This window comes from Vibrio sp. FF145, assembly GCF_041439075.1.
GTDB lineage: Bacteria > Pseudomonadota > Gammaproteobacteria > Enterobacterales > Vibrionaceae > Vibrio > Vibrio tasmaniensis_A.
In genome coordinates, this window is the sequence record NZ_JBGONH010000006.1 from 42,840 (window position 1) to 67,104 (window position 24,265).

General features: G+C 45.5%; 18 protein-coding genes. 7 read left to right on the top strand and 11 right to left on the bottom strand.

Annotated features, from left to right (window positions below):
• Window positions 1–55 precede the first annotated feature (55 nt).
• The 5 genes from ACED42_RS03945 to glnA all read right to left on the bottom strand — a co-directional run bounded on the left by ACED42_RS03945 (window position 56) and on the right by glnA (window position 7,765).
• Window positions 56–2,671: an EAL domain-containing protein gene (locus tag ACED42_RS03945; protein ID WP_371701491.1), complete on the bottom strand. Its 2,616-nt coding sequence runs from the start codon at window positions 2,669–2,671 to the stop codon at window positions 56–58.
• Between the two features lie 108 nt (window positions 2,672–2,779).
• Window positions 2,780–4,183 carry a nitrogen regulation protein NR(I) gene (glnG, locus tag ACED42_RS03950; RefSeq protein ID WP_009848040.1) on the bottom strand — a complete coding sequence of 468 codons (1,404 nt, stop codon included), beginning with the start codon at window positions 4,181–4,183 and terminating at the stop codon, window positions 2,780–2,782.
• Between the two features lie 110 nt (window positions 4,184–4,293).
• Window positions 4,294–5,370: a nitrogen regulation protein NR(II) gene (glnL, locus tag ACED42_RS03955; protein ID WP_371701493.1), complete on the bottom strand. Its 1,077-nt coding sequence runs from the start codon at window positions 5,368–5,370 to the stop codon at window positions 4,294–4,296.
• Between the two features lie 168 nt (window positions 5,371–5,538).
• Window positions 5,539–6,108, bottom strand: a complete 570-nt coding sequence (locus tag ACED42_RS03960) for a DUF4124 domain-containing protein (RefSeq protein ID WP_012602998.1) — start codon at window positions 6,106–6,108, stop codon at window positions 5,539–5,541.
• Between the two features lie 247 nt (window positions 6,109–6,355).
• Window positions 6,356–7,765 (bottom strand): glutamate--ammonia ligase, encoded by a 1,410-nt coding sequence (glnA, locus tag ACED42_RS03965; RefSeq protein WP_009848037.1) that lies wholly within the window; start codon window positions 7,763–7,765, stop codon window positions 6,356–6,358.
• Between the two features lie 563 nt (window positions 7,766–8,328).
• Here glnA and typA point away from each other — a divergent pair.
• A complete protein-coding gene (gene typA / locus ACED42_RS03970) occupies window positions 8,329–10,161 on the top strand; it encodes a translational GTPase TypA (protein ID WP_009848036.1) in 1,833 nt (610 codons plus the stop codon).
• Between the two features lie 192 nt (window positions 10,162–10,353).
• Here typA and ACED42_RS03975 read toward each other — a convergent pair whose 3' ends face one another.
• The gene (locus tag ACED42_RS03975) at window positions 10,354–10,884 is read right to left on the bottom strand and encodes an AAA family ATPase (protein ID WP_371701494.1); all 531 of its coding nucleotides are present in this window, start codon (window positions 10,882–10,884) and stop codon (window positions 10,354–10,356) included.
• A 20-nt stretch (window positions 10,885–10,904) separates the two neighbouring features.
• Window positions 10,905–11,546 (bottom strand): DUF2959 domain-containing protein, encoded by a 642-nt coding sequence (locus ACED42_RS03980; protein ID WP_017099256.1) that lies wholly within the window; start codon window positions 11,544–11,546, stop codon window positions 10,905–10,907.
• Between the two features lie 221 nt (window positions 11,547–11,767).
• Here ACED42_RS03980 and ACED42_RS03985 point away from each other — a divergent pair, with 221 nt between their 5' ends.
• The 3 genes from ACED42_RS03985 to ACED42_RS03995 are packed head-to-tail and all read left to right on the top strand — an operon-like array spanning window position 11,768 to window position 14,067.
• Window positions 11,768–12,709, top strand: a complete 942-nt coding sequence (locus tag ACED42_RS03985; protein ID WP_012603002.1) for a virulence factor BrkB family protein — start codon at window positions 11,768–11,770, stop codon at window positions 12,707–12,709.
• Window positions 12,681–13,115, top strand: coding sequence for a D-aminoacyl-tRNA deacylase (dtd, locus tag ACED42_RS03990; protein ID WP_004735590.1), 435 nt, complete (start codon window positions 12,681–12,683; stop codon window positions 13,113–13,115). Before ACED42_RS03985 ends, dtd begins: the two co-directional genes overlap by 29 nt.
• Window positions 13,116–13,131: 16 nt before the next feature.
• Window positions 13,132–14,067: a YiiD C-terminal domain-containing protein gene (locus ACED42_RS03995; protein WP_371701495.1), complete on the top strand. Its 936-nt coding sequence runs from the start codon at window positions 13,132–13,134 to the stop codon at window positions 14,065–14,067.
• Between the two features lie 39 nt (window positions 14,068–14,106).
• Here ACED42_RS03995 and ACED42_RS04000 read toward each other — a convergent pair whose 3' ends face one another.
• The 4 genes from ACED42_RS04000 to hslR form a co-directional block, all read right to left on the bottom strand.
• Window positions 14,107–16,077, bottom strand: coding sequence for an AsmA family protein (locus ACED42_RS04000; RefSeq protein ID WP_371701497.1), 1,971 nt, complete (start codon window positions 16,075–16,077; stop codon window positions 14,107–14,109).
• A 154-nt stretch (window positions 16,078–16,231) separates the two neighbouring features.
• Window positions 16,232–17,857 (bottom strand): phosphoenolpyruvate carboxykinase (ATP), encoded by a 1,626-nt coding sequence (pckA, locus tag ACED42_RS04005; RefSeq protein WP_009848030.1) that lies wholly within the window; start codon window positions 17,855–17,857, stop codon window positions 16,232–16,234.
• A gap of 337 nt (window positions 17,858–18,194) precedes the next feature.
• Entirely contained in the window at window positions 18,195–19,088 is an 894-nt protein-coding gene (gene hslO / locus ACED42_RS04010; protein ID WP_009848029.1) for an Hsp33 family molecular chaperone HslO, read from the bottom strand.
• A gap of 18 nt (window positions 19,089–19,106) precedes the next feature.
• Window positions 19,107–19,493 (bottom strand): ribosome-associated heat shock protein Hsp15, encoded by a 387-nt coding sequence (gene hslR / locus ACED42_RS04015; protein ID WP_012603005.1) that lies wholly within the window; start codon window positions 19,491–19,493, stop codon window positions 19,107–19,109.
• A 279-nt stretch (window positions 19,494–19,772) separates the two neighbouring features.
• Here hslR and gspC point away from each other — a divergent pair, with 279 nt between their 5' ends.
• From gspC to gspE, 3 genes are read left to right on the top strand one after another with little or no spacing between them, the layout of a single operon-like run.
• Window positions 19,773–20,696, top strand: a complete 924-nt coding sequence (gspC, locus tag ACED42_RS04020; RefSeq protein ID WP_135445087.1) for a type II secretion system protein GspC — start codon at window positions 19,773–19,775, stop codon at window positions 20,694–20,696.
• 41 nt (window positions 20,697–20,737) lie between these two features.
• On the top strand, window positions 20,738–22,762 hold the full coding sequence (gspD, locus tag ACED42_RS04025) for a type II secretion system secretin GspD (RefSeq protein WP_009848026.1): 2,025 nt from the start codon (window positions 20,738–20,740) through the stop codon (window positions 22,760–22,762).
• Window positions 22,762–24,264 carry a type II secretion system ATPase GspE gene (gene gspE / locus ACED42_RS04030; protein WP_009848025.1) on the top strand — a complete coding sequence of 501 codons (1,503 nt, stop codon included), beginning with the start codon at window positions 22,762–22,764 and terminating at the stop codon, window positions 24,262–24,264. Before gspD ends, gspE begins: the two co-directional genes overlap by 1 nt.
• Window position 24,265: the final 1 nt, after the last annotated feature.

The following is a 24,265-nucleotide window of genomic DNA, read 5'->3' on the forward strand; positions in this document are numbered from 1 at the left end:
AATGCCAGCATCATGCTGGCATTTTTGTATCTGACTCATTCGGTTTCTGCCTGATTTAGGTGAGGCTCTCTTTGGTGCCCTGTTTAGCCTCTGCGTTTTGTTCGACTTTGTTATTCGTTTTAAACTTGGCATTTAGCTTACTGCCGAGGTCGGTAGGCCATTGGTCAAACGGAACTGGACGGCTGTATAAGAAACCTTGAGCTAATGGGCATTGAAGCTGCTTGAGTAGTTCAGCTTGTTGTTGTGTTTCAACGCCTTCTGCCACCAAACTCACTTTGAAACCCTTGGTAATGTTGACGATGGCCGCGACGATGGAGCTGTCTAGGTTCTCTTTTTCCAATTTACTGACGAAGCTGCGATCGATCTTTAAGCAATCAAATGGCAGTTTGTGTAAGTAAGCCAGTGACGAATAGCCGGTACCAAAGTCATCAATTGCAATCGAGATGCCTAGTGCTTTTAGCGTCAGCATATTATCGATGATGGTTTGGTCATTGTCGACGATGCGTGATTCAGTGATCTCTAGCGTCAGGTTTTGGGCTGGTAATTTGGTGTCACTCAGCGTGGTTTTAACCAATTCAATGAATCCGCTTTCACTCAGTTGGTCGACAGATAAGTTAACGTGAATAGAGAAGTCTTTATTCCATTTTCCAGATTCAATCGCAATTGCGGTATCTCGACATGACTTGTGCAAAATCTGCTTACCAATGTCGTAGATCAATCCTGTTTCTTCTGCTAAAGGAATGAACTCCAAAGGTGAGATTATACCCTCGTCCGTTATCCAACGAGCCAAAGCCTCGGCACCTATGGTAGCTCCGGATTCCAGGTCGATTATAGGCTGATAGAAGGGCTCGAACTGCTGAAGCTCAATTGCCTTGTTAAGACGTGCCAGCATCTTGGTACGATATCTCGATGCTTTGCCCATTTCTGGGTTGTAAATACTGACACTGGTTTTGTCTTGCTTTGCGTTGCTCAAGGCTATACTGCTGTTGCGTAGCAGCAGTGTAATGTCGTTGACGTTCGAGACATTCACGACCCCCATTGATACTTTGATGACCACGCTTTCTGATTCCATGGCAAATGGGGAGGTAAAGATTCGAAGTAAGCGACTCGTCAGTAGTTGAACGTCATCTATTTGATTGATGTTAGGAGCGTAAATCGCAAATTCATCCCCGCCAGTTCGAGCTAGCAGGAAGTTCGATGGTAGCGTACCTCTTAAACGAGCGGCCGCAATGATAAGCAGTTGGTCACCATTGTAATGGCCGAGGCTATCATTAATATCTCGAAAGCGGTCAATACCAATTAAATAAAGTGTACCTTTTTCGTTTTCAGGGTTTTTCTTGGCTGTATCAATAAAGCCTTCACGACTATACAGTTTGGTTAATGAGTCATAGGTAAGTTGAGCCTGTAACGCCTGAAAAGAAGCCTTTAAATTGTTGGTCATTTCATTAAATGACGCAGTTAACATGCTAATTTCATAGATGTTGCCCGTTTTTGGCATGCTCGTCTCCCAGTCACCTTTGGCGAGGCGCTTTGCTGCCCCTGCAGTTGAAGTGATGGGTTGAGTTACGCGATTAAAGGCAATTAATCCAGCGATAATACCAATGCAACTGAGAGTTAGACCGAGTAACCAACTGTTTCTTTGGTTTTTTGGTAATTCACCAAGTAGGCTACTTTCTGGGATCGACATACCAATAATCCAAGTGATGCCGTACTCATCTTCATAAGGGGTAAGTTGATTGAAATATCGTTCGTTATCTAAATTAAAACTAAAGCGCTGCACATTTAAATCATCGATTAGATGAAACTTATCTACATAACGGGCACTTTCACGTATTACCGCGTTAGCACTCTCTGTTGCTAACAAGCGCTGGCCTTTGTCTGTTTGTCCTGTTCCCCAAGAGACCACGCTGCCTCCGCCCGAATGAGCGACTAAGCGCTGTTGCTTATCAATAATATAAACAGAGGCATCCGTTTTATCTTTGAGATCCTTGAGAAAAGCATTAAAGGTGTTGATCTTAATATCGCTGGCGAGGACACCTTTGAGCTCGTTATCACTATAGATAGGAGCGAGAGCCGATAAAGTGATCTCTTGTCGTTCATCTGCATTGGCATAAATTGATGACCATACAGCCTTGTTCTGTGTCACTACTGGAGTGTACCAAGGGCGAACTCTAGGGTCATAACCTGAAATTGTGGTTCGAATGTCTCCGCTAATCGTATTACCACGATAAATGACAAGTTTGCCTTGAGTTCGATCATCCCGGGCCATTAAAGTTAAGCCGCGGTTTGTTTCTTTTCGAAAGCCGACATAGTTACCATCTTCAGAACCAAAGCCGATTACATCAAGCTGAGGGATCGCTTGAAAATGCGCAGAAAACTTGTAAAGAATATAGTCTTGAACCTGACTAAGATTTCCCTCTTTATAAAGGTTGTGATAACCGATGTTATGACTTAGTGAAAGGTTAGCGTGAAATGGCTTTTCTAAAAAATCGGCAAGGCTTTGATGAACGTTATCAGTGAGTGATGTTAGCTGGCGCGCACTAATATCACTCACCATCTCCTTGTAGCTTTGCTTTTGAGTGAAAATCATTACGCCCATAGTGAAGAGAAATATCATCACGAATGGCAGAACCACTGCGGTTCTCAAGGTAATTTGTGTTTTCAAAGACATCTTTAGCTACAGTTTGGATAGATAGTGTACTGTAATTGTACCGATACTATTCAAAGCAAGCGACACTTTTTTAGCTTTAAAAAATATGTATCTAAAGGCATATATAGATCAGTACAACTCTTTGAGTTTACGAGTCAGGGTGTTTCTTCCCCATCCTAAAACTTTCGCTGCATCTTGTTTATGGCCATTAGTATGGTTGAGTGCGGCCTCTAATAATATACGTTCAAACTCGGGTAGAGCATAAGTCAGCAGCTCTTTTTCGCCGGAATCAAGCGCACTCTTGGCCCAATTAGCCAGCAGTTGTTGCCAATTACCATCAGTACCTTCGCTGATCACAACCTTCTCTTCCAACAACTCAGGTGGTAGATCCGAAGGGAGTATTTCGCTGCCGCTCGCCATTACAGTTAGCCAACGACAAATGTTCTCAAGCTGACGTACGTTACCCGGCCAATTGAGCTGATTGAGCTTCAGAATGGTCTCTGGGTGTAGTGTCTTCACTTCTACGCCAAGCTCTTCAGCGGCTGATGCTAGGAAGTGGTGAGTCAGCTTTTCAATGTCCTGTTTACGTTCGCGCAGTGCCGGAATATGGATTCGGATAACGTTGAGTCGATGGAAAAGGTCTTCACGGAAACCACCGTCATGTACTAAGCGCTCAAGATCTTGGTGGGTTGCGGCAACGATACGAACATCGACCTTAACCGCAGAATGTCCACCTACGCGATAAAACTGGCCATCAGACAGCACGCGCAGTAGTCGAGTCTGAATATCGAGTGGCATATCACCGATCTCATCCAAAAACAGCGTTCCGCCGTTGGCTTGTTCAAAACGCCCTTGGCGAACACTGTTGGCTCCGGTAAACGCGCCTTTCTCATGGCCAAACAGCTCTGATTCAATGAGATCTTTGGGAATGGCTGCCATGTTCAGGGCGATAAAGGGTTTTTTCGCTCTTGGGCTGTGACGATGTAAGGCGTGTGCGACTAGTTCTTTACCTGTACCTGATTCACCATTGATTAGCACGGAAATGGATGACCGAGACAAACGACCAATGGCGCGGAAGACTTCCTGCATCGCAGGCGCTTCGCCAATGATTTCTGGCGCGTTGGTGTCTTCTACTGCTTCACTCGCCTGTTCTCGCTTTTGCTCTTGGCTGTGGGCGATTGCTCGCTCTACTAAAGTCAGTGTCTCATCGATATCAAACGGCTTAGGCAGATACTCAAAAGCGCCTTTTTGATAAGCATTGACCGCCGCATCAAGGTCTGAGTGCGCGGTCATAATGATCACTGGCAGGTCGGGAGAGCGTTGATGAACCTGATGCAAAAGCTCAATACCGTCAATGCCGGGCATGCGAATATCAGATACCAATACATCTGGCGTTTCGCGCTCAAGAGCAAGTAATACGCTCTCTGCATCAGCAAATGTTTCACACTTTATATCCGCAGATGAAAGTGTTTTCTCTACTACCCAGCGGATAGAGCTGTCGTCATCGACGACCCAAACGTATCCCTTACTCATAATTCAATTCCTTTGCAGCCAAATCTATTGTGATAATCATTGTTGTTTTTATTGTTCGGTATTCAGTGTTGCCAATGAAACGTTGTTTCCAGTGAGAGACACAGCTTTGCTTATATCGGCAAATAAATCGTGAATGTGGTGTTGCCCGGCCAGCTTTCAACATCAATTTTCCCATTGTGTTGATCGATCAGGTTTTGAGATATCGATAGCCCTAGCCCTGTTCCTCCTTCTCGTCCGCTGACCATTGGGTAAAACAGGGTGTCTTTCAATTCATCGGGGATACCCGGGCCGTTGTCGCAGATCTCAATGCGAGCGGCGAGTTTGTGTCGCTGACCATGAATGTTTGCTTGATGCACCGTTCTGGTGCGAATGATGATTTTTCCTGATTCTTGAGTCTTCAGAATCTGAGCTGCGTTGCTCACTATATTGAGCATGGCTTGCTCTACCTGTGCTGAATCCATCAAGATGTCCGGTAAGCTCGGGTCGTAGTCTCGTTCGATGACGAGTGTTGAACCTGATTCTAGCTCGACGAGTTGCCTTACTTTTTCAAGTATTTGGTGAAGATTCTCTTCCGATTTGGTCCCCGGTTTCTGTGGGCCAAGCAGGCGATCGACCAAAGCTCTCAGGCGGTCGGCTTGCTCAATAATGATCTGCGTATATTCATTAAGGGACTGATCAGGGAGCATTTTACCAAGTAGCTGCGCGGCTCCTCTTAATCCGCCCAATGGATTCTTAATCTCATGGGCTAATCCGCGTACCAATAGTTTAGCCGCTTGTTGTTGTGCGTGTTGGTTGAGCTCTTGGCTGAGGCGTCTTTGTTGGTCTATCTTGCGCATCTCAACCAATAACAGCGTTTCTCGCTGCCAAGATATTGGGCTCACTGTTACCTCAAGCATTAGTGGGCGGTTATCAACCACAAAGGTAACGTCACTGTCGGTAATGCTTTGGCCACTTTGTAGCGGTTGAGTCAACAGCGCTAAATCCAGTGAGGCGTGCTGGATAAGTTGGCTCAGAGGGTGATCAACGATACGTCGTGCACTTTGCGAAAAGAGTTGTTCAGCCGCCGGGTTGGCATATCGGACATACAGTTGCTCATCGAGCATCAATGTTGAGGTCACCATATTGTCGAGAATGGCGCTGGAAAGATGATGTGTATCTATGCTGTCGCTTTTGGCTGATCGATTCACTATTTCGTCCTTGAACTGGTGTTTTTCTCACTGCACCAAATTGGTGCGAAGCTAAGTTCAAGTATGGCGCATATCAACCAGAAGCTAAAGATAATTCATTAGAGTTGCTGAAAGGTGCTTCGATCAGGTGAAAAGTAGAGGTAATTTGGCCTCTTTTAACACATTGGCTTACTTGAGCGTCGCTCGATGTAAATACACGGTGACTGGACTAGTAGATGCAATAAGCTTGCCGCTTCTATGTGCTTGAATTGCAATGGTGTGAGTGCCTCGATCGATACCTTTCAATTCCCAGTTAGGTTGGGTTTGTGGAGCACCATAACGACGACCATCGAGCATCAGTTGCAACTGCTCTCCAATACCAAGCTTGCGGTTGAGTTTTATTTTTATTGGGATTAAGCCACGGTTGCTGCGGATGGTTTGATCATGAACTGGAGTCAGCATGCTGAGGGCTAACTGAGCGGGTACCTCTCGTTTCGTGTTATCTGTTTTTTTCTGAGCTTGAGCCGGTGTTGCCGTTTTACTTGTAGAGGGATCTGCAGCGTCAACAGGCGTTGAGGCCTCAAATTTAGGGGCTGGTGCGGAAGCTTGTACGTCAGGTAGGCGAAGAGCCTCCGCACCTTGATCGGTAGGGGTATCACTAAAGTGAAGCACACCATCCTCATCTTCCCAGGTGTACACCGTTTGAGCAGAGCACGAGAATGCGACTGTTAATCCGATTAGGAACAGTATGTTTTTCATATCGTTAGCCTCTTTCCACCGTTAGGTGTTTTCACGTTTCACGTTTGACGTTAGTTTTGTTATTGATTTTATTGTATTTATAGCAACAGCCTCTGAGGGCTTTTGTTTAAGATATGGTACGAGGAAGCAGGGGGAGGGAGAATAGAAAAAAGGCCCGCCTGCGAGGCGAGCCTAATATTTTTTAGTGCTTCTTACATGTTGCAATAGCTTTTACTGCAGTAAGAATTACATGCTAACCGACTAAGGATTAAACTGAGTAGTACAGTTCAAACTCAAGTGGGTGTGTAGCCATGTTCACGCGCTGTACGTCATCAGATTTCAGAGTGATGTAAGAATCGATGAAGTCGTCAGAGAATACGCCACCAGCCGTTAGGAACTCACGGTCTTCGTTAAGTGCTGCTAGAGCACCTTGTAGAGATTCTGCAACTGTTGGGATTTCAGCTGCTTCTTCTGCAGGAAGGTCGTATAGATCTTTATCCATAGCTTCGCCAGGGTGGATCTTGTTCTTAATACCGTCAAGGCCAGCCATAAGCATTGCTGAGTAGCATAGGTATGGGTTAGCTGCTGGGTCACCAAAACGTAGCTCGATACGACGTGCTTTCGGGCTTGGTACTACTGGGATGCGGATAGAAGCAGAACGGTTACGTGCTGAGTAAGCAAGCATTACAGGTGCTTCGAAACCAGGTACAAGACGCTTGTATGAGTTCGTTGATGGGTTAGCAAATGCGTTGATTGCGCGAGCGTGCTTGATTACACCACCGATGTAGTAAAGAGCCATTTCAGATAGGCCGCCGTACTTATCACCAGCAAACAAGTTTTGTCCATCTTTGTTCAATGACATGTGAACGTGCATGCCAGAACCGTTGTCACCAACTAGTGGCTTAGGCATGAATGTCGCTGTTTTGCCAAATGCGTGCGCAACGTTGTGTACAACGTACTTGTAGATTTGAGTCTCATCCGCTTTTGTTGTTAGCGTGTTGAAGCGAGTTGCGATTTCGTTTTGACCCGCAGTTGCAACTTCGTGGTGGTGAGCTTCAACAACTAGGCCCATCTCTTCCATTACTAGACACATTGCTGAACGGATATCTTGAGATGAATCGACAGGAGCTACTGGGAAGTAACCGCCTTTAACGCCAGGACGGTGACCTTTGTTACCGCCTTCGATGTCAGAGCCTGTGTTCCAAGCTGCTTCTACATCATCAATTTTGAAGAAAGAACCAGACATGTCGTTTGAGAACTTAACGTCATCGAATAGGAAGAATTCTGGCTCTGGACCCACTAGAACTGTGTCTGCGATACCCGTAGAACGTAGGTATTCTTCAGAACGTTTAGCGATAGAGCGTGGGTCACGGTCGTAGCCTTGCATTGTTGCAGGCTCAAGGATGTCACAACGGATGTTTAGCGTTGCATCTTCTGTGAATGGGTCCAGTACAGCAGAAGCTGCGTCTGGCATCATTACCATGTCAGATTCATTAATGCCTTTCCAACCAGCTACTGAAGAGCCGTCAAACATTTTGCCTTCTTCGAAGAAGTCTGCATCAACTTGGTGAGAAGGAATAGAGATGTGCTGCTCTTTACCTTTTGTATCAGTAAAACGTAAGTCGATAAATTTAACTTCGTTCTCTTGGATCAGGGATAGTACATTTTCTACTGACATCTTGGATAACCTCCAGTGTTATTAATTCGGTATTAGCTCGATTCGGTTGAAACCAGCATTGATTAATGTCTATACGTGCATTAATCGATGCTGATTTATCTATAGCCAAAAACGTGCCAAAAAAATTATTCCATTAATTTCAATGATTTACTTGTTTGCTTGATTTGCGAACTCTGACTTTTGCACCAAAATGATCTTTGATTGCACGGTATTGGTGCAACTATTTATCTGTGCACCAATATGAGACATAAGCGAACACCATTCAGCAATGAATTGCCTAAGTTGTCAATCCAATTTTGTTATTTTACCTGAGATTTGGTTGCCCACTTCGCGGGTGATACTTTTCGATAACCCTACGAATTAGTCGACTAGACACTGTACGGAACCAAAGTTAAGCGGTTATGAATCGCTAATAAAGAAAAAAGCCTTGGTTCAGATCACATATTTCTGGGTTTTTGTCTAGAATCTGGTATATTATTGACCGTTTTTTAAATCAAGCTAGCGGTTATTATCCAAACTTTTGAGATAAGTGACGGCTACTTTTATGAGTGAATCGAGAATCCATGTCTACTCCACAGATTGATAAGTTAAGAAATATCGCGATCATCGCGCACGTTGACCACGGTAAAACGACTTTGGTTGATAAACTACTACAACAGTCAGGCACTCTTGAGTCTCGTGGTGAAGCTGAAGAGCGTGTCATGGATTCGAATGACATCGAAAAAGAGCGTGGCATTACAATCCTTGCTAAGAACACAGCAATCAACTGGAATGATTACCGAATCAACATCGTAGATACTCCGGGACACGCGGACTTCGGTGGTGAAGTTGAGCGTATCATGTCTATGGTTGATTCTGTTCTGCTTATCGTTGACGCAGTTGATGGCCCAATGCCTCAAACTCGTTTCGTAACGCAAAAAGCATTCGCACACGGTCTTAAGCCAATCGTTGTAATCAACAAGATTGACCGCCCAGGCGCTCGTCCTGATTGGGTTATGGATCAAGTATTCGACCTTTTCGACAACCTAGGTGCTACAGATGAGCAACTAGACTTTACCGTTGTTTACGCTTCAGCTCTAAACGGTTGGGCAACAATGACTGAAGGCGAAACTGGCGAGAACATGGAACCATTGTTCCAAGCTGTTGTTGATACAGTAGAAGCACCAGCAGTTGACCTTGACGGTCCACTACAAATGCAAATTTCGCAACTTGATTACAGCTCTTACGTAGGTGTTATCGGTGTTGCTCGTGTTACTCGTGGTTCTGTTAAGCCAAACCAACAAGTAACTATCGTGAATGCTGAAGGCAAAAAACGTAACGGTAAAGTAGGTACTGTACTTGGTTACCTAGGTCTTGAGCGTCACGAAGTAGAACAAGCTAACGCTGGCGACATCATTGCAATCACAGGTCTTGGTGAGCTGAAAATTTCAGACACTATCTGTGACGTAAACACTGTTGAAGCAATGGAACCTCTATCTGTTGATGAACCAACAGTAACAATGACGTTCCAAGTAAACACTTCTCCGTTCGCGGGTAAAGAAGGTAAGTTTGTAACTTCACGTAACATCCTTGAGCGTCTTGAAAAAGAATTGGTTCATAACGTTGCACTACGTGTTGAAGAAACTGAAAGTCCAGACCGTTTCCGCGTATCAGGCCGTGGTGAACTTCACCTATCTATCCTGATCGAAAACATGCGTCGTGAAGGTTTCGAGCTAGCAGTATCTCGTCCAGAAGTAATCATCAAAGAAGAAGATGGTCAGAAAATGGAACCGTTCGAAACGGTTACTATCGATGTAGTTGAAGAGCACCAAGGTGCGATCATGGAAAGCATCGGTCTACGTAAGGGTGAGCTAACAGATATGGCACCAGATGGTAAAGGCCGTGTTCGCATGGACTTCATGATGCCTTCTCGTGGTCTTATCGGTTTCCAAACTGAATTCCTTACAATGACGTCTGGTTCTGGTCTTATTTACCACTCGTTCGATCACTACGGTCCTTACAAAGGCGGTATCATTGGTCAACGTAACAACGGTGTTCTAATCTCGAACGCGACTGGTAAAGCACTGACTTACGCATTGTTCTTCCTTCAAGCTCGTGGTCGTCTATTTACAGAGCACGCTGATGAAGTTTATGAAGGTCAAGTAATCGGTATTCACAACCGTTCAAACGACCTGACAGTAAACTGTCTGAAAGGTAAGCAACTAACGAACGTTCGTGCATCTGGTACTGATGAAGCACAAGTTCTTTCTCCACCGATCAAGCACACTCTAGAGCAAGCTCTTGAGTTTATCGATGAAGATGAACTAGTAGAAGTAACGCCACTAAACGTACGTATCCGTAAGAAGCTTCTTACTGAAAACGAACGTAAGCGTGCAGCACGTCCAGCTAAGGCTTAATCGCCAGCTGACTAGCTTCTAGCTATTCAAGCAATACGTTTTAGAGTAAATAAGAAAGCCCCGAGTAGCCTAGCTGCTCGGGGCTTTTGTTTTATGTGGTGTTAGAGTTGATACGGGTAAACGAGATGCGAGATACGAAAGGCGTTTAAGTATTCGTCATCCTCAAGAGGGAGGGACGACCGAGTTGGGGATCTAGCTTTTGATACCTAAGTAACGCTCAACGAATTGAAGCCGCTCATCGACTGATATAAATGGCACCTCGACAACCTCATAGCCAAGCTCTTGATAGACTCTGACTAGCGCGTGGTGAATGTCTAACGCTTCCTCAAACGGATAAGGTCTCACATCATCTTGTACGTAAATCGATGCCTCAGGACGACAGAACAGCACTTGGGGGTGATAACCTTGGCTCGCTTCTCGGTAGGTTGTGTTTATCTCTAGTTTCGCCTGAGCCAAATAGCCACAAATGTCTGGAATGGCGCGATCAAGAAAAGCAATTGGATGCTGACGGGCTTGCTCTTTTTGCTCGCTCATCACGTCTAAGCACAAGCGAGCAAAGCCCGGTAGGTTTAACCAAGGCAAGATACCGTTTTCAAGTTGGCTCTGCTGTTCTATCAATTGGCGAGAGGATTCTGAAAATATTGGGTAACCCGCGTCACCCAAGGCATTAATCAGAGTTGTTTTTCCGGCTCCGGGGCCGCCAGTAATAATGATAGGCTGCATGCTGTTGTTTCTCTGTAGTGCTACTTCTGGTTCAGTTGAGCCAAGAACTTATCCGATTCTGCTATCGCCGCATTCATCTGTTCTATCGCGTAGGCGATGTCTTTTTCTAAGCTCATAAACTCTCCCTGCAATGAACCAACGGCACTCGCATTGAGGTTGTGTTTGAGATAAAGCGTGTTGTCGCGAAGAGTGTTGAGTACCGGATCCATTTTCTTCTCAGCCCGTTTCATCGCTGACAGCATGGTCTGGTAAGATGATTTGGTTTCACGCAGCTTTTTCTCACTTGAACGACGCAGTGAATCGCTGGTGTAAAGGTCCAACTCTCCCTGCCACTCTGCAAATAGCGCATCCGACACATCTTCAATCGCAGCAATTCGGTCACTGACATTTTGTGCGGCTTTCTCACTGTCTTGGTATTTATCATTAATCTTGTTGTACATGTCTTCAAGGTCGCCGCCACTAAAATTAGTCAGGCTACTCAAAGCTTCAAGTGCGCTAGTAAACTCTTCCTGAGCGTCCTGTTGCGACTCTTTAGCGTCTTCCACTCTGTCGACCATAATGTCACGCTTGTGGTAACCCACTTGCTCCATTGCGGAGTAATAAGCTGATTGGCATCCAGTAAGAGTAAAAATAGAGAGGACTATAACTATTAAATAAGGCATCCTAGTTTCCTATAGTTAAATAATATCAATCGTAGTAAATAACTGTTCAACCTAGCTTGTTAAAATGCTCGATAACGGCGTTAGAATTTTTGATTGTAGAATGACTACTTATCGAAACTATTCTTTGCCGAGAAGGGCTTCCTTGTTCTCAAGCCTTTTTCCTACGCTATTTTTGAACATTTACTTACTGTGATTAATACAACGGAATATTAATTAGGACTATGAACGAGTTACCAGGGAGTTACAAGTTGAAGATAAAAAAGGCAGCTACAGGAAGCATCCAGTTTTCCCGCTATCTTCTTACGCGGATGACGCACGATAGAGTTAATGTGAATGCAGGGTACTTGGCGTACATTACTTTGCTCTCGATCGTACCGATGTTGACGGTTTTGCTCTCTATTTTGTCGTCATTTTCAGTTTTTGCTGATGTTGGTTTAGTGATTCAAAACTTCGTTATTACCAACTTTGTTCCCGCTTCCGGGGATGCGGTGCATGGTGCTTTACTGGAGTTTGTTGCTAATACCGGCAAGATGACGGCGGTGGGCAGTGTGTTCTTATTCATTGCCGCTCTGATGCTGATCTCCAATATTGATAAAAACCTAAACTACATCTGGCGAGTAACGGAAAAGCGACGTGCTGTGTTGTCTTTTTCGATGTATTGGATGGTGCTAACACTTGGGCCTATTTTGATCGGAGCGAGCATTGCTGCAACGTCGTATGTGACATCATTAAACTTGTTACAAAACGAAGTCGTGTCGAGTGCTTTTAATACCGTGATTCGCAAGCTCCCTTTGATTACCTCATTCTTTGCGTTTTTCGGTCTGTATCTGTTGGTTCCCAACAAAAAGATTCACTTTTCTCATGCGGCAGCTGGCTCTCTAGTGGCGGCTCTGTTGTTCGAACTCAGCAAGAAAGGCTTTGCAGCTTACATTACTCAGTTTCCGTCTTACCAGTTGATTTATGGCGCATTAGCGGCGATTCCCATTCTTTTTGTTTGGGTCTATTTGTGCTGGTTGATTGTGTTAGTGGGTGCTGAAGTGACGGCCGCGTTGGGCGAGCAGGAACAGTGGAGTGACTCTCAAGAAATGGTACACTCGTCGGATAAAGACAAAATTACAGAGCAAGGAAACAACAGTGATAGCACTGATCCAGAGAGTAAGTGAAGCTGCCGTCCGTGTTGATGGCGAAGTAGTGGGTGAGATTGAGCAAGGCTTATTAGTTCTGTTAGGTGTAGAAAAAGGTGATGACGAAGCCAAAGCCAAACGTTTGATGGAACGAGTGACCACTTATCGTGTCTTTGGAGATGAAGACGATAAAATGAACCTTAACGTGAAGCAGGTAGAAGGTAAGGTATTAGTGGTGTCTCAATTCACTTTGCCAGCTGACACCAAGAAAGGGACACGAGCTGGATTTTCTCGCGGTGCTCACCCAGAAGATGCAGAGCGTCTTTACAACTACTTCTCTGACCAATGTGAATCAGTGTTGCCAACGGAACGTGGCCGATTCGCAGCCGACATGAAAGTGTCTTTGGTTAATGATGGCCCAGTGACATTCTGGCTGCAGGTTTAGGCTTAAAGGAATAAGCATGTTTAAACTCATAACCCCGACCACCGAAAATCAACTGAACAAGTATTACCATTTTCGTTGGCAAATGCTCCGTGAACCTTGGCGAATGCCGGTCGGTTCAGAGCGCGATGAATATGACCCAATGAGTCACCATCGCATGATTGTTGATGGTCGAGGTCGCCCGATGGCGATTGGTCGTCTCTATATCACCCCAGATCTAGAGGGGCAGATTCGCTATATGGCGGTGAAGAACTCTCGCCAAAGCAAAGGCATGGGCTCACTTATCTTGGTTGCGCTAGAGTCACTGGCACGTCAAGAAGGTGCGAAGCGTTTGGTGTGTAATGCTCGTGAAGATGCGATCTCATTCTATGAGAAGAATGAGTTTGAGCGTCGTGGTGAGATTAACGATCAACGCGGCCCTGTACGTCACCAGCAGATGGTTAAGCACCTTGACCCAATGGCTGATGTACTGCGCAAACCAGAATGGTGTAATGAGCTTCAGCAGCGCTGGGAGCATCAGATCCCGATCAGTGACAAGATGGGCATCAAGATTAACCAATACACGGGTTATCAGTTCGAGTGTAGCGCTCAGTTGAATCCAAACCTTAACCCTCATAACACCATGTTTGCTGGCTCAGCCTTTACTTTGGCGACCTTAACCGGTTGGGGTATGACTTGGTTACTAATGAAGGAGCGTGGGTTGACTGGTGATATCGTACTAGCAGATAGTAATATTCGTTATCGTCATCCAGTTGAGCAAAACCCAGTGGCATCCACGTCATTGGATGGGATCAGTGGCGATTTAGATCGCCTCGCGTCAGGCAGAAAAGCTCGTATCATCATTCACGTGACCATTAACAGTGGCGACGTGGAGGCGGTTGAGTTTACGGGAACCTATATGCTGATCCCTGACTACAAAAAGAGATTATCAACGGACTCCAACGTAAGCGTATAGCTGACAATGGCTAGCAGATAAAGATACAGATAGAAGGCGCTACTCTTGTGGAGTGGCGCTTTTTTGTTGGCAGTCGTTAATCTCGGAATACTCAGCTTGGGTGAGCTTTCCTGATATTTGGTGGCATGGGTCGGATAGTGAAATAGAGAGAGTGTGTTGCTCTGCCTTTAGCAAGTCGAGCTCCCCAGACATTTCGCCATTTAACGTTTGAATCCTTTGTTCGCTTTGCTCTGCTGCCGATGCACCAATAATGTGCACTGGTTCAAGTGTGAAGCGTCCACGGTCAAAATTCGCATTGAGCTCTGGAATTTCAAACACGTTATCAGTCGATGTTTCAGAAAGCTTATCATTAAAGGTCATCACACCTTGGCGAACGCTACCAGTGAGTTGACCTGTTGTGGAATAGCCGAGCATTAATGAATCGCCGTATAAACCCGCAGCTTGAAGTTCAAATTCGCCATAACCGGTTGCGTCGAGCGGTAGTTCAAGTTGCTGTAACATGGGTGCTATCGGTAATCCATCGGCAGAGATCTCTAAGCTCCATGGCTTACTGATTTTGTTGAAGTTGAGTGTTGCGTTGGCTTCAATATAGCCGTGCTTTAGTGGGACAAACAGGCGTGTCAGCGTCCATTTTCCTTGCTCGCTATTCATCTCAACCACCGGCTGTGCGCTAATAATGTTTTGGTAGCTGGCATCATTCGCGCTGGCCATCAGCTTTCCTTGCCACAGACCTAGCTTTCTATCCTGTAGAAGTTGAACTTGATACCCCTCGATATGTAATCCTGAGACCTGCCAGTAAGGCTTTTGTGCGAGTTGGATAAGTTGGCTGCGTTCTATGTTAATTCGGCTGATTTCGACATTCTGGAGCTGCGTGAGCCAAGGTATCAAGCGAGTGGCGGGTAGAGGGCTATCTTGGCTTTCCGTAATCCACTTTATACCTTGCAGGTCGAGCTGTGCTAATAGAATGCTGTTAGGGGTTACTTTGCCATTAAGTTGAACAGTGCCCTGTAGGAATTGAGTATAGAAGTCTTCAATCAGAATCTGGTTCGGATCTAAATTGAGCTTGATACTTGGCTCTATGAACATGTCATCATCAATGCTCACTCCCTCTGCTTGCAGAGAGAAAATGGCTCTCTGTTGCTTCCACAGCTCAAAAGGCAGTTGGATATTTTCTAACGAGGCATCAAAAGCTGCGAGGTGGCCATCTTGCCACTCTACATCGCTACGCAGAATATCTAAGCTATTGATGTGATTGATCTGAATACCTGGCACATCCCACTCTTTGCTTAGTAGGCTTTGGGTCTGTTTCTGATTGAGTCGTAAGCCATCGACGGTCACATTCACCAACGACCAATCTTGCTGATACTGCTCTGCTTGACCAGAAATTTTGGCACCACGCCAGTCAAACGAAGCGCCATACAGGGTGCTATCACTTGGTTTAAGATCTAGGTCAATCAACAGGTTATCGAACGCTTCGCCTTGCCAATACAGCTGTGAGGCAGAAAGTTGGGTTTTTCCATAAGGTAGAAGTGAGTTGTCGTTGTTCCACGTTGGGTCGGAGATCTGAAGATCGATGCCTCGCGCGTTAAAGTCTGGGGTTGAAAAGTCGAGATTGTTGATGGCCAGCTGGTGGATCTTAATGCTTGGCTGGGTAAATAAAGAGGCGAGCGTTTCTAGGTCGTCGGCTTCTAACTGCAGTCCGCTGATCAAAACAGATTCAAAGACCAGTTTGGCCTCCGTAATCGAGCTGGAGCTGAACCAAAGGTCAATCTTGTCGATATACAGCGGTGTTTGTTTTTCAGGTTGGCTTTGGGTAATGCCCATTAAGGTGATGTGATAAGGCGACTGGTACTCAACATCTTCAATGAGCACAGGTTGTTCAATCGCATGTTTGATAAAAAAGTTAGTAATATCCGTACGGTATTGGGTTTGCAGGCTTAATAGCAATGCTGCGATAGTTGCAACGGCGATAGCCAACGCAATGCCGAACACCATGAATACCTTTTTCATTCCCTGAAAGCCTTAAATTTCAATCGTCTTAAAACAGAGTGGAACAAAAAGGGTCAAGCAGCAACAAAAAAGCCCCTCAAAAGAGGGGCTTGCTACAAAAATATCATTTTAAATTGGGCGTTCGCTTTTGGCTTGGCCCGAGCAGATGATTGGGTTAGTCCAGTTGAGGGCCAGCCGCAACCAGTGACTTACCTTCAGCGTTGTCTGTGTACTTATCAAAGTTGTTGATGAAGCGCTCTGCTAGATCTTTCGCTTTGCTTTCCCATTGTAGAGGGTCAGTGTACGTGTCACGTGGATCAAGAATCGCTGGGTCAACATCGTGCAACGCTAGTGGTACTTCTAGGTTAAACATAGGGATAACCTTAGTCTCAGCTTGGTCGATTGAGCCATCTAGGATAGCGTCGATGATGCCACGAGTATCTTGGATTGAGATACGTTTGCCAGTGCCATTCCAACCAGTGTTCACAAGGTAAGCTTCAGCGCCAGCTGCTTCCATACGCTTCACAAGTACTTCAGCGTACTGAGTTGGATGAAGAGTTAGGAATGCCGCCCCAAATGCCGCAGAGAACGTTGGTGTTGGTTCAGTAATACCACGCTCTGTACCTGCTAGTTTCGCAGTGAAGCCAGATAGGAAGTGGTACTTCGTTTGCTCTGGAGTCAGTTTAGAAACAGGTGGTAACACACCAAATGCATCAGCAGTCAGGAAGATAACCTTTTGAGCGTGACCGGCTTTTGATACTGGCTTAACGATGTTGTCGATATGGTGAATCGGGTAAGAAACACGAGTGTTCTCGGTTTTTGAGCCGTCATCAAAATCGATAGAACCATCGCCACGAACCGTTACGTTTTCTAGTAGCGCATCGCGACGGATAGCATTGTAGATTTCAGGTTCTGCTTCTTTAGATAGGCGAATGGTCTTGGCGTAACAACCACCTTCGAAGTTGAAGATACCATCGTCATCCCAACCGTGCTCATCATCACCGATTAGCTCACGTTTAGGATCGGTTGATAGGGTTGTTTTACCGGTACCTGATAGGCCGAAGAAAATCGCTACATCGCCTTCTTCACCGACGTTAGCACTACAGTGCATTGAAGCAATGCCTTGCAGAGGAAGTAAGTAGTTCATCATTGCGAACATGCCTTTCTTCATTTCACCGCCGTACCAAGTACCACCGATGATTTGAACGCGCTCTGTTAGGTTGAAAGCAACGAAGTTTTCAGAGTTTAGCCCCTGCTTTTCCCAGTTAGGGTTAGTTGTTTTAGCACCGTTCATTACCACGAAATCAGGTTCGAACGTTGCTAGCTCTTCGTCTGTTGGACGAATGAACATGTTCTTAACGAAGTGCGCTTGCCACGCTACTTCAGTAATAATACGTACACTTAAGCGCGTATCAGGGTTAGCACCACAGTAACCGTCGATGACAAACAGGCGCTTGCCAGATAGCTGAGTTGTCACAAGCTCTTTAAGCTCATCCCATACTTCAGTTGTAATCGGTTTGTTGTCGTTTTTGCCTTGATCTGACCACCACATGGTATCGCGCGTGGTGTCATCTTTAACAATGTACTTATCTTTTGGTGAGCGGCCAGTAAAGATACCAGTGTCAACCGCAACAGAGCCTAGTTCCGTTACTACGCCTTTTTCGTAGCCTTCCAAACCTGGCAGTGTCTCTTCAACGAATAACTGCTCGTAGCTAGGGTTACGAAGAACTTCAGTAACGCCAGTCAGTCCGTGCTTAGTTAGATCAATTTGTGCAGCCTTAGTATGTTCCATAACGGTCATAGGTGCTCCTTGTAGGATATTTTGTAGGGATTTTGTATTAATTTTTTATTGTTATCTGCTCACCATGCTAGCAACGAGGCTCGGGGGAAACAGGGATATAGCTCAAAAAATATCCATATTAACCATGGGGTTTTAAGCGCCTCATCACATATTGGCCTGACTAGTCTATCCTGTACGCAAACCTTTGCGCTAGAGGAGAGAACATTATTAATTGATTAAAATTAAGAGGTGATTTTATTACGAGATGTTACGGAGTTTGCGCTATTTTGATCACAAAAAAGGCCAGCGTTGTGCTGACCTTTTTGGGGTAAATTACGTGTTTTTGGTACGCCGTAAATTAATGAACCGTATTGCTGCCTTTATCTGCTGCTTCTGCATACAGAGCGTCAACATCATTCTTGTCGAACGAGTAGTTCGTGCCACAGTAATCGCAGTGTAGAGCAACGCTACCTTCCGTGCTAAGAATGTCGTAGATCTCTTCTTGAGCGACAGTAATGATAGCGGCACCGCTTCGGTCACGTGAACAACCACAGAAGAATTCAACCGGTTGTGGTGTGAACAGTTGTACTTTCTCTTGGTTGTACAAACGGTAAAGCAGTTCGTTTGCTTCTAGAGTGAATAGCTCTTCATTTTTAACTGTGTCAGTTAGCTGCTCTAGGTGCTCGAAGTCGTCTGGCGTACCGGTGCCGTCTGGCATCACTTGTAGCAACATACCCGCAGCGTGTGCTTTACCTTCATGCTCGCCCGTGCGCAACCATAGGCGTGTCTTTAGCTGTTCAGAGTTCGCGAAGTAACCTTCAAGGACTTCAGCTAAAGTGTCACCTTCAAGACCAACGATACCTTGGTAACGCTCACCTTTCTTAGGATCGATAGTGATCACTAGGTGACCTTTACCTATTAGATCGTGCAGGCCAGCGTCGTCGGCAATGTCGCCATCAAAGCGAGCAACGCCACGGATCTTCTGATCGTTATCGCCATTGATAACAGCTAGAGATACAGGGCCATCACCTTGCAGTTGCATCGTGATAGAGCCTTCAAACTTTAGAGTCGCTGTTAGTAGCGTCGTTGAAACCAGTAGCTCACCCAACAGCTTTTGTACTGGCGCTGGGTATTCCTTGCTAGAAATAATCTGTTGGTACGCTTCGTCCATCTGTACCAATTCACCACGAACTGATAGGTCTTCAAATAGGTAGCGATTTAAAACATTACTTGTAGACATTGGGTTGGCCATTTGGCTATTCCTTCTAGCTTATTGAGTCTTGAACTTGATGATGTCACGACGTTGCTTTTTATCTGGGCGACGTTCTGGTGCTGGGCTATGAGCGTTCAGTTTACGTTGTGTTGCAAACTCTTCTCTCTTTGCCAAGCTCTCGGTGGTTTCTTCATAGAGGGTTTGAGCTATAGGAGCTCCACCACGATGGGCCGAGATTTTCTCGATTGTCACCGTCTTTTCTTCATTACCTTGGCGCAGGGTAATCACTGCTCCAAGTTCGACAATTTTACTTGGCTTGCTGCGCTGACCATTATAGTGGACTTTGCCACCATCGACCATATTGCGAGCAATAGACCGGGTTTTGTAAAAACGAGCTGCCCACAACCATTTATCGAGTCTGACAGCTTCATTAGTAGTTTTCATATAGGGCTGTGCCTTATTAAGTGAGAAATGAATGCGGTTTAACTGTAATGAACAGTGCGCAACATGCTTTTAATTACATTAAGTAGAAGCTTAAAGTGGAGGCGGTTGGCATTTTTTTCAAGTCATAATACAAAATAGCCATGTAATGCCGCTTTATAGATTTGCTATGATATAGTTCAGGATCTTATGCTTAAATAAGCTTGGTATCGAACGAATGAATAAAAAAGCTGAAAGTTTAATGATTTGCAGCATTTGTCGTCATGAAAAGGGGCAAGGAAAGTGAACTTTTTAGAGCTCAAGAATCGCGCAGGAAATTCTCCTGTGTTGAGCCGCTTATTAGAAAATGGATTTGTACTTCAGCAGAAACTAAGCCTAGCGATGTGTTGTATGTTGATTGCAGCTTCCGCATGGATTTTAGGACAGCTTGCATGGTTTATTGAACCTGCTGAGCAAACCGTCGTGCCTTGGAAAGCAACAGCTTCATCGTCTTCTACTCCTCAATCGACCCTGGATATCTCTTCTTTGCAGCGGAGCAACCTTTTTGGTGCCTATAACCCAACAACGCCAGTTGTGGTTGAACAGCAAGTTATCCAAGATGCGCCAAAGACACGATTAAATCTAGTTTTGGTCGGTGCTGTTGCCAGTTCTAATCCAAAGCGGAGCTTAGCGGTGATTGCCAATCGCGGTACGCAGGCGACCTACGGAATTAATGAAGAGATAGAAGGCACTAGAGCTAAGCTTAAAGCCGTATTAGTCGACCGTGTGATTATTGATAACTCAGGTCGAGACGAAACCTTGATGCTTGAAGGTATTGAGTACAAGCGTTTAGCTGTCTCAGCCCCTGCGCCACCTCGCGCTTCTTCTTCGGTTCGTGGTAATAACCCTGCTTCGGCAGAGCAAAAACTAGATGAAATTAAAGCGAAGATAATGAAAGATCCGCAACAAATCTTCCAATATGTTCGACTGTCCCAGGTCAAGCGCGACGATAAAGTGATTGGTTATCGAGTGAGTCCAGGCAAAGATTCAGAACTTTTTAACTCAGTAGGGCTCCAAAACGGAGATATCGCGACTCAGTTAAATGGGCAAGACCTGACAGACCCCGCTGCTATGGGCAACATATTCCGTTCTATCTCAGAGCTGACAGAGCTAAACCTCGTCGTCGAGAGAGATGGTCAACAACATGAAGTGTTTATTGAATTTTAAAACTTTGCGTCTAACGAAGGACGAAAGTGTAGGAGAAGTACGTGAAGCATTGGTTTAAGAAAAGTGCATGGTTATTGGCAGGAAGCTTAATCTGTACACCCGCCGCCATCGCGAGTGATTTTAGTGCCAGCTTTAAAGGCACTGATATTCAAGAGTTTATTAATATTGTTGGTCGTAATCTAGAGAAGACGATCATCGTCGACCCTTCGGTGCGCGGAAAAATCGATGTACGCAGCTACGACGTACTCAATGAAGAGCAATATTACAGCTTCTTCTTAAACGTATTAGAAGTGTACGGCTATGCAGTCGTTGAAATGGACTCGGGTGTTCTTAAGATCATCAAAGCGAAAGATTCTAAAACCTCGGCAATCCCAGTTGTTGGCGACCGTGATTCGATCACAGGCGACAGCGTTGTAACACGTGTTGTGACGGTTCGTAATGTCTCGGTTCGTGAGCTATCTCCTCTGCTTCGTCAACTGAATGACAACGCGGGCGCGGGCAACGTGGTGCACTACGATCCTGCAAATATCATCTTGATTACCGGCCGTGCGGCGGTTGTAAACCGTTTAGCAGAGATCATCAAGCGTGTAGACCAAGCGGGTGATAAAGAGATTGAGGTCGTTGAACTAAAGAATGCTTCCGCCGCGGAGATGGTGCGTATAGTCGATGCACTAAGTAAAACCACAGATGCTAAAAACACCCCTGCCTTCCTGCAGCCTAAATTAGTTGCCGATGAGCGTACTAATGCAATTCTTATCTCAGGCGACCCTAAAGTACGCAGTCGTTTAAGAAAGTTGATTGAACAGCTTGATGTTGAAATGGCGACTAAGGGTAACAACCAAGTTATCTACCTTAAATACGCAAAAGCGGAAGACTTAGTCGATGTGCTGAAAGGCGTGTCTGACAACCTGCAATCAGAGAAACAAACATCAACCAAAGGCAGTTCATCGCAGCGCAACCAAGTGATGATTTCGGCTCACAGCGATACTAACTCGTTGGTGATTACCGCACAGCCAGACATCATGAACGCGCTGCAAGACGTGATCGCTCAACTCGATATCCGTCGTGCTCAAGTTTTGATTGAAGCCTTAATTGTTGAAATGGCAGAAGGTGACGGCGTTAACCTGGGTGTGCAGTGGGGCAACCTAGAAACGGGTGCCATGATTCAGTACAGCAATACCGGTGCATCGATTGGCGGTGTGATGGTGGGTCTAGAAGAAGCAAAAGACTCGACAACAACTAAAGCGGTTTACGATAAGGATAATAATTTCCTACGTAATGAAACCACGACAGAAAAGGGTGACTATTCAACGTTAGCATCTGCTCTTTCTGGCGTTAATGGTGCTGCAATGAGTGTGGTTATGGGCGACTGGACAGCGTTGATCAGTGCGGTAGCAACCGATTCAAACTCAAACATTCTGTCTTCTCCAAGTATTACGGTAATGGATAACGGCGAGGCTTCATTCATTGTGGGTGAAGAGGTGCCCGTTCTAACCGGTTCTACAGCAGGTTCAAGCAACGATAATCCATTCCAAACGGTTGAACGTAAAGAAGTGGGTATTAAGCTAAAAGTCGTGCCGCAAATCAATGAAGGTGACTCGGTTCAACTGCAAATAGAACAAGAAGTATCGAACGTATTAGGGGCAAACGGAGCAGTAGATGTTCGTTTTGCTAAGCGTCAGCTAAATACGTCAGTGATTGTTCAAGATGGTCAAATGCTGGTGTTGGGTGGCCTGATTGATGAGCGCGCATTGGAGAGTGAGTCTAAGGTCCCATTCTTGGGTGATATTCCTGTCCTTGGACACCTGTTCAAATCAACCAGTACTCAGGTTGAGAAAAAGAACCTAATGGTATTCATCAAGCCAACCATTATTCGTGATGGCATGACTGCAGATGGTATCACGCAGCGCAAATACAACTTTATTCGTGCTGAGCAACTGTACAAGGCAGAGCAAGGCTTGAAACTGATGGATAACGATAATATTCCAGTACTTCCTAAGTTTGGCGATAGCATGAATCATCCTGCTGAAATCCAAGCCTTCATCGATCAAATGGAAGCAGAATAATGGCTGAATTGGTAGGGGCGGCACGTACTTATCAGCGCTTGCCGTTTAGCTTTGCGAATCGCTACAAGATGGTGTTGGAATATCAGCACCCGGAGCGCGCGCCGGTGCTTTATTATGTTGAACCTCTGAAATCGGCGGCGATCATTGAAGTGAGCCGTGTTGTGAAAAATGGCTTCACGCCACAAGCGATCAGCGCAGACGAATTTGATAAAAAACTGACGGACGCGTATCAGCGTGACTCGTCGGAAGCTCGACAGTTAATGGAAGATATTGGTGCCGACAATGACGACTTTTTCTCGTTAGCGGAAGAGTTGCCACAAGACGAAGACTTGCTTGAATCAGAAGACGACGCACCGATCATCAAGTTAATTAATGCGATGTTGGGTGAGGCGATTAAAGAAGGCGCTTCGGATATTCATATCGAAACCTTTGAGAAATCACTGTCTATCCGTTTCCGTATTGATGGCGTGTTACGTGATGTGTTGGCGCCGAGCCGTAAACTGGCTCCGCTGTTGGTTTCGCGTGTAAAGGTTATGGCTAAATTGGATATTGCGGAAAAACGCGTGCCACAAGATGGTCGTATTTCTCTGCGTATCGGTGGCCGAGCGGTTGATGTGCGTGTATCTACCATGCCTTCTTCACACGGTGAACGTGTGGTAATGCGTCTGTTGGATAAAAACGCCACTCGTCTAGATCTACACAGTTTGGGTATGACGGCAGAGAACCACGAGAACTTCCGTAAACTTATTCAGCGCCCACACGGTATTATCTTGGTTACCGGTCCTACGGGTTCGGGTAAATCAACGACCTTGTACGCTGGCCTGCAAGAACTCAACAGTAACGAACGCAACATCCTTACCGTTGAAGATCCAATCGAATTTGATATTGATGGTATTGGTCAAACACAGGTAAACCCTAAGGTTGATATGACCTTTGCGCGCGGCTTACGTGCGATTCTTCGTCAAGACCCGGATGTGGTAATGATTGGTGAGATCCGTGATTTAGAGACTGCTGAGATCGCTGTTCAAGCCTCTTTGACGGGTCACTTAGTCATGTCGACTCTTCACACCAATACGGCAATCGGTGCGATCACGCGTCTGCGTGATATGGGCATTGAACCTTTCTTGATCTCTTCTTCTCTGCTGGGTGTTTTGGCTCAGCGCTTGGTTCGTACTCTGTGTAACGACTGTAAAGAACCTTACGAAGCCGATAAAGAACAGAAAAAGCTGTTTGGTATGAAGAAGAAAGAGAGCCTCACACTTTACCATGCAAAAGGTTGTGAAGAGTGTGGCCATAAAGGTTATCGAGGTCGTACCGGTATTCATGAGCTACTGATGATTGACGATTCGGTACAAGAGCTGATTCACAGTGAAGCGGGTGAACAGGCGATTGAAAAAGCAATTCGTGGCACAACACCAAGTATTCGAGATGATGGCTTGAGCAAAGTTCTGAAAGGGGTAACTTCCTTAGAAGAAGTGATGCGAGTGACTAAGGAAGTCTAGT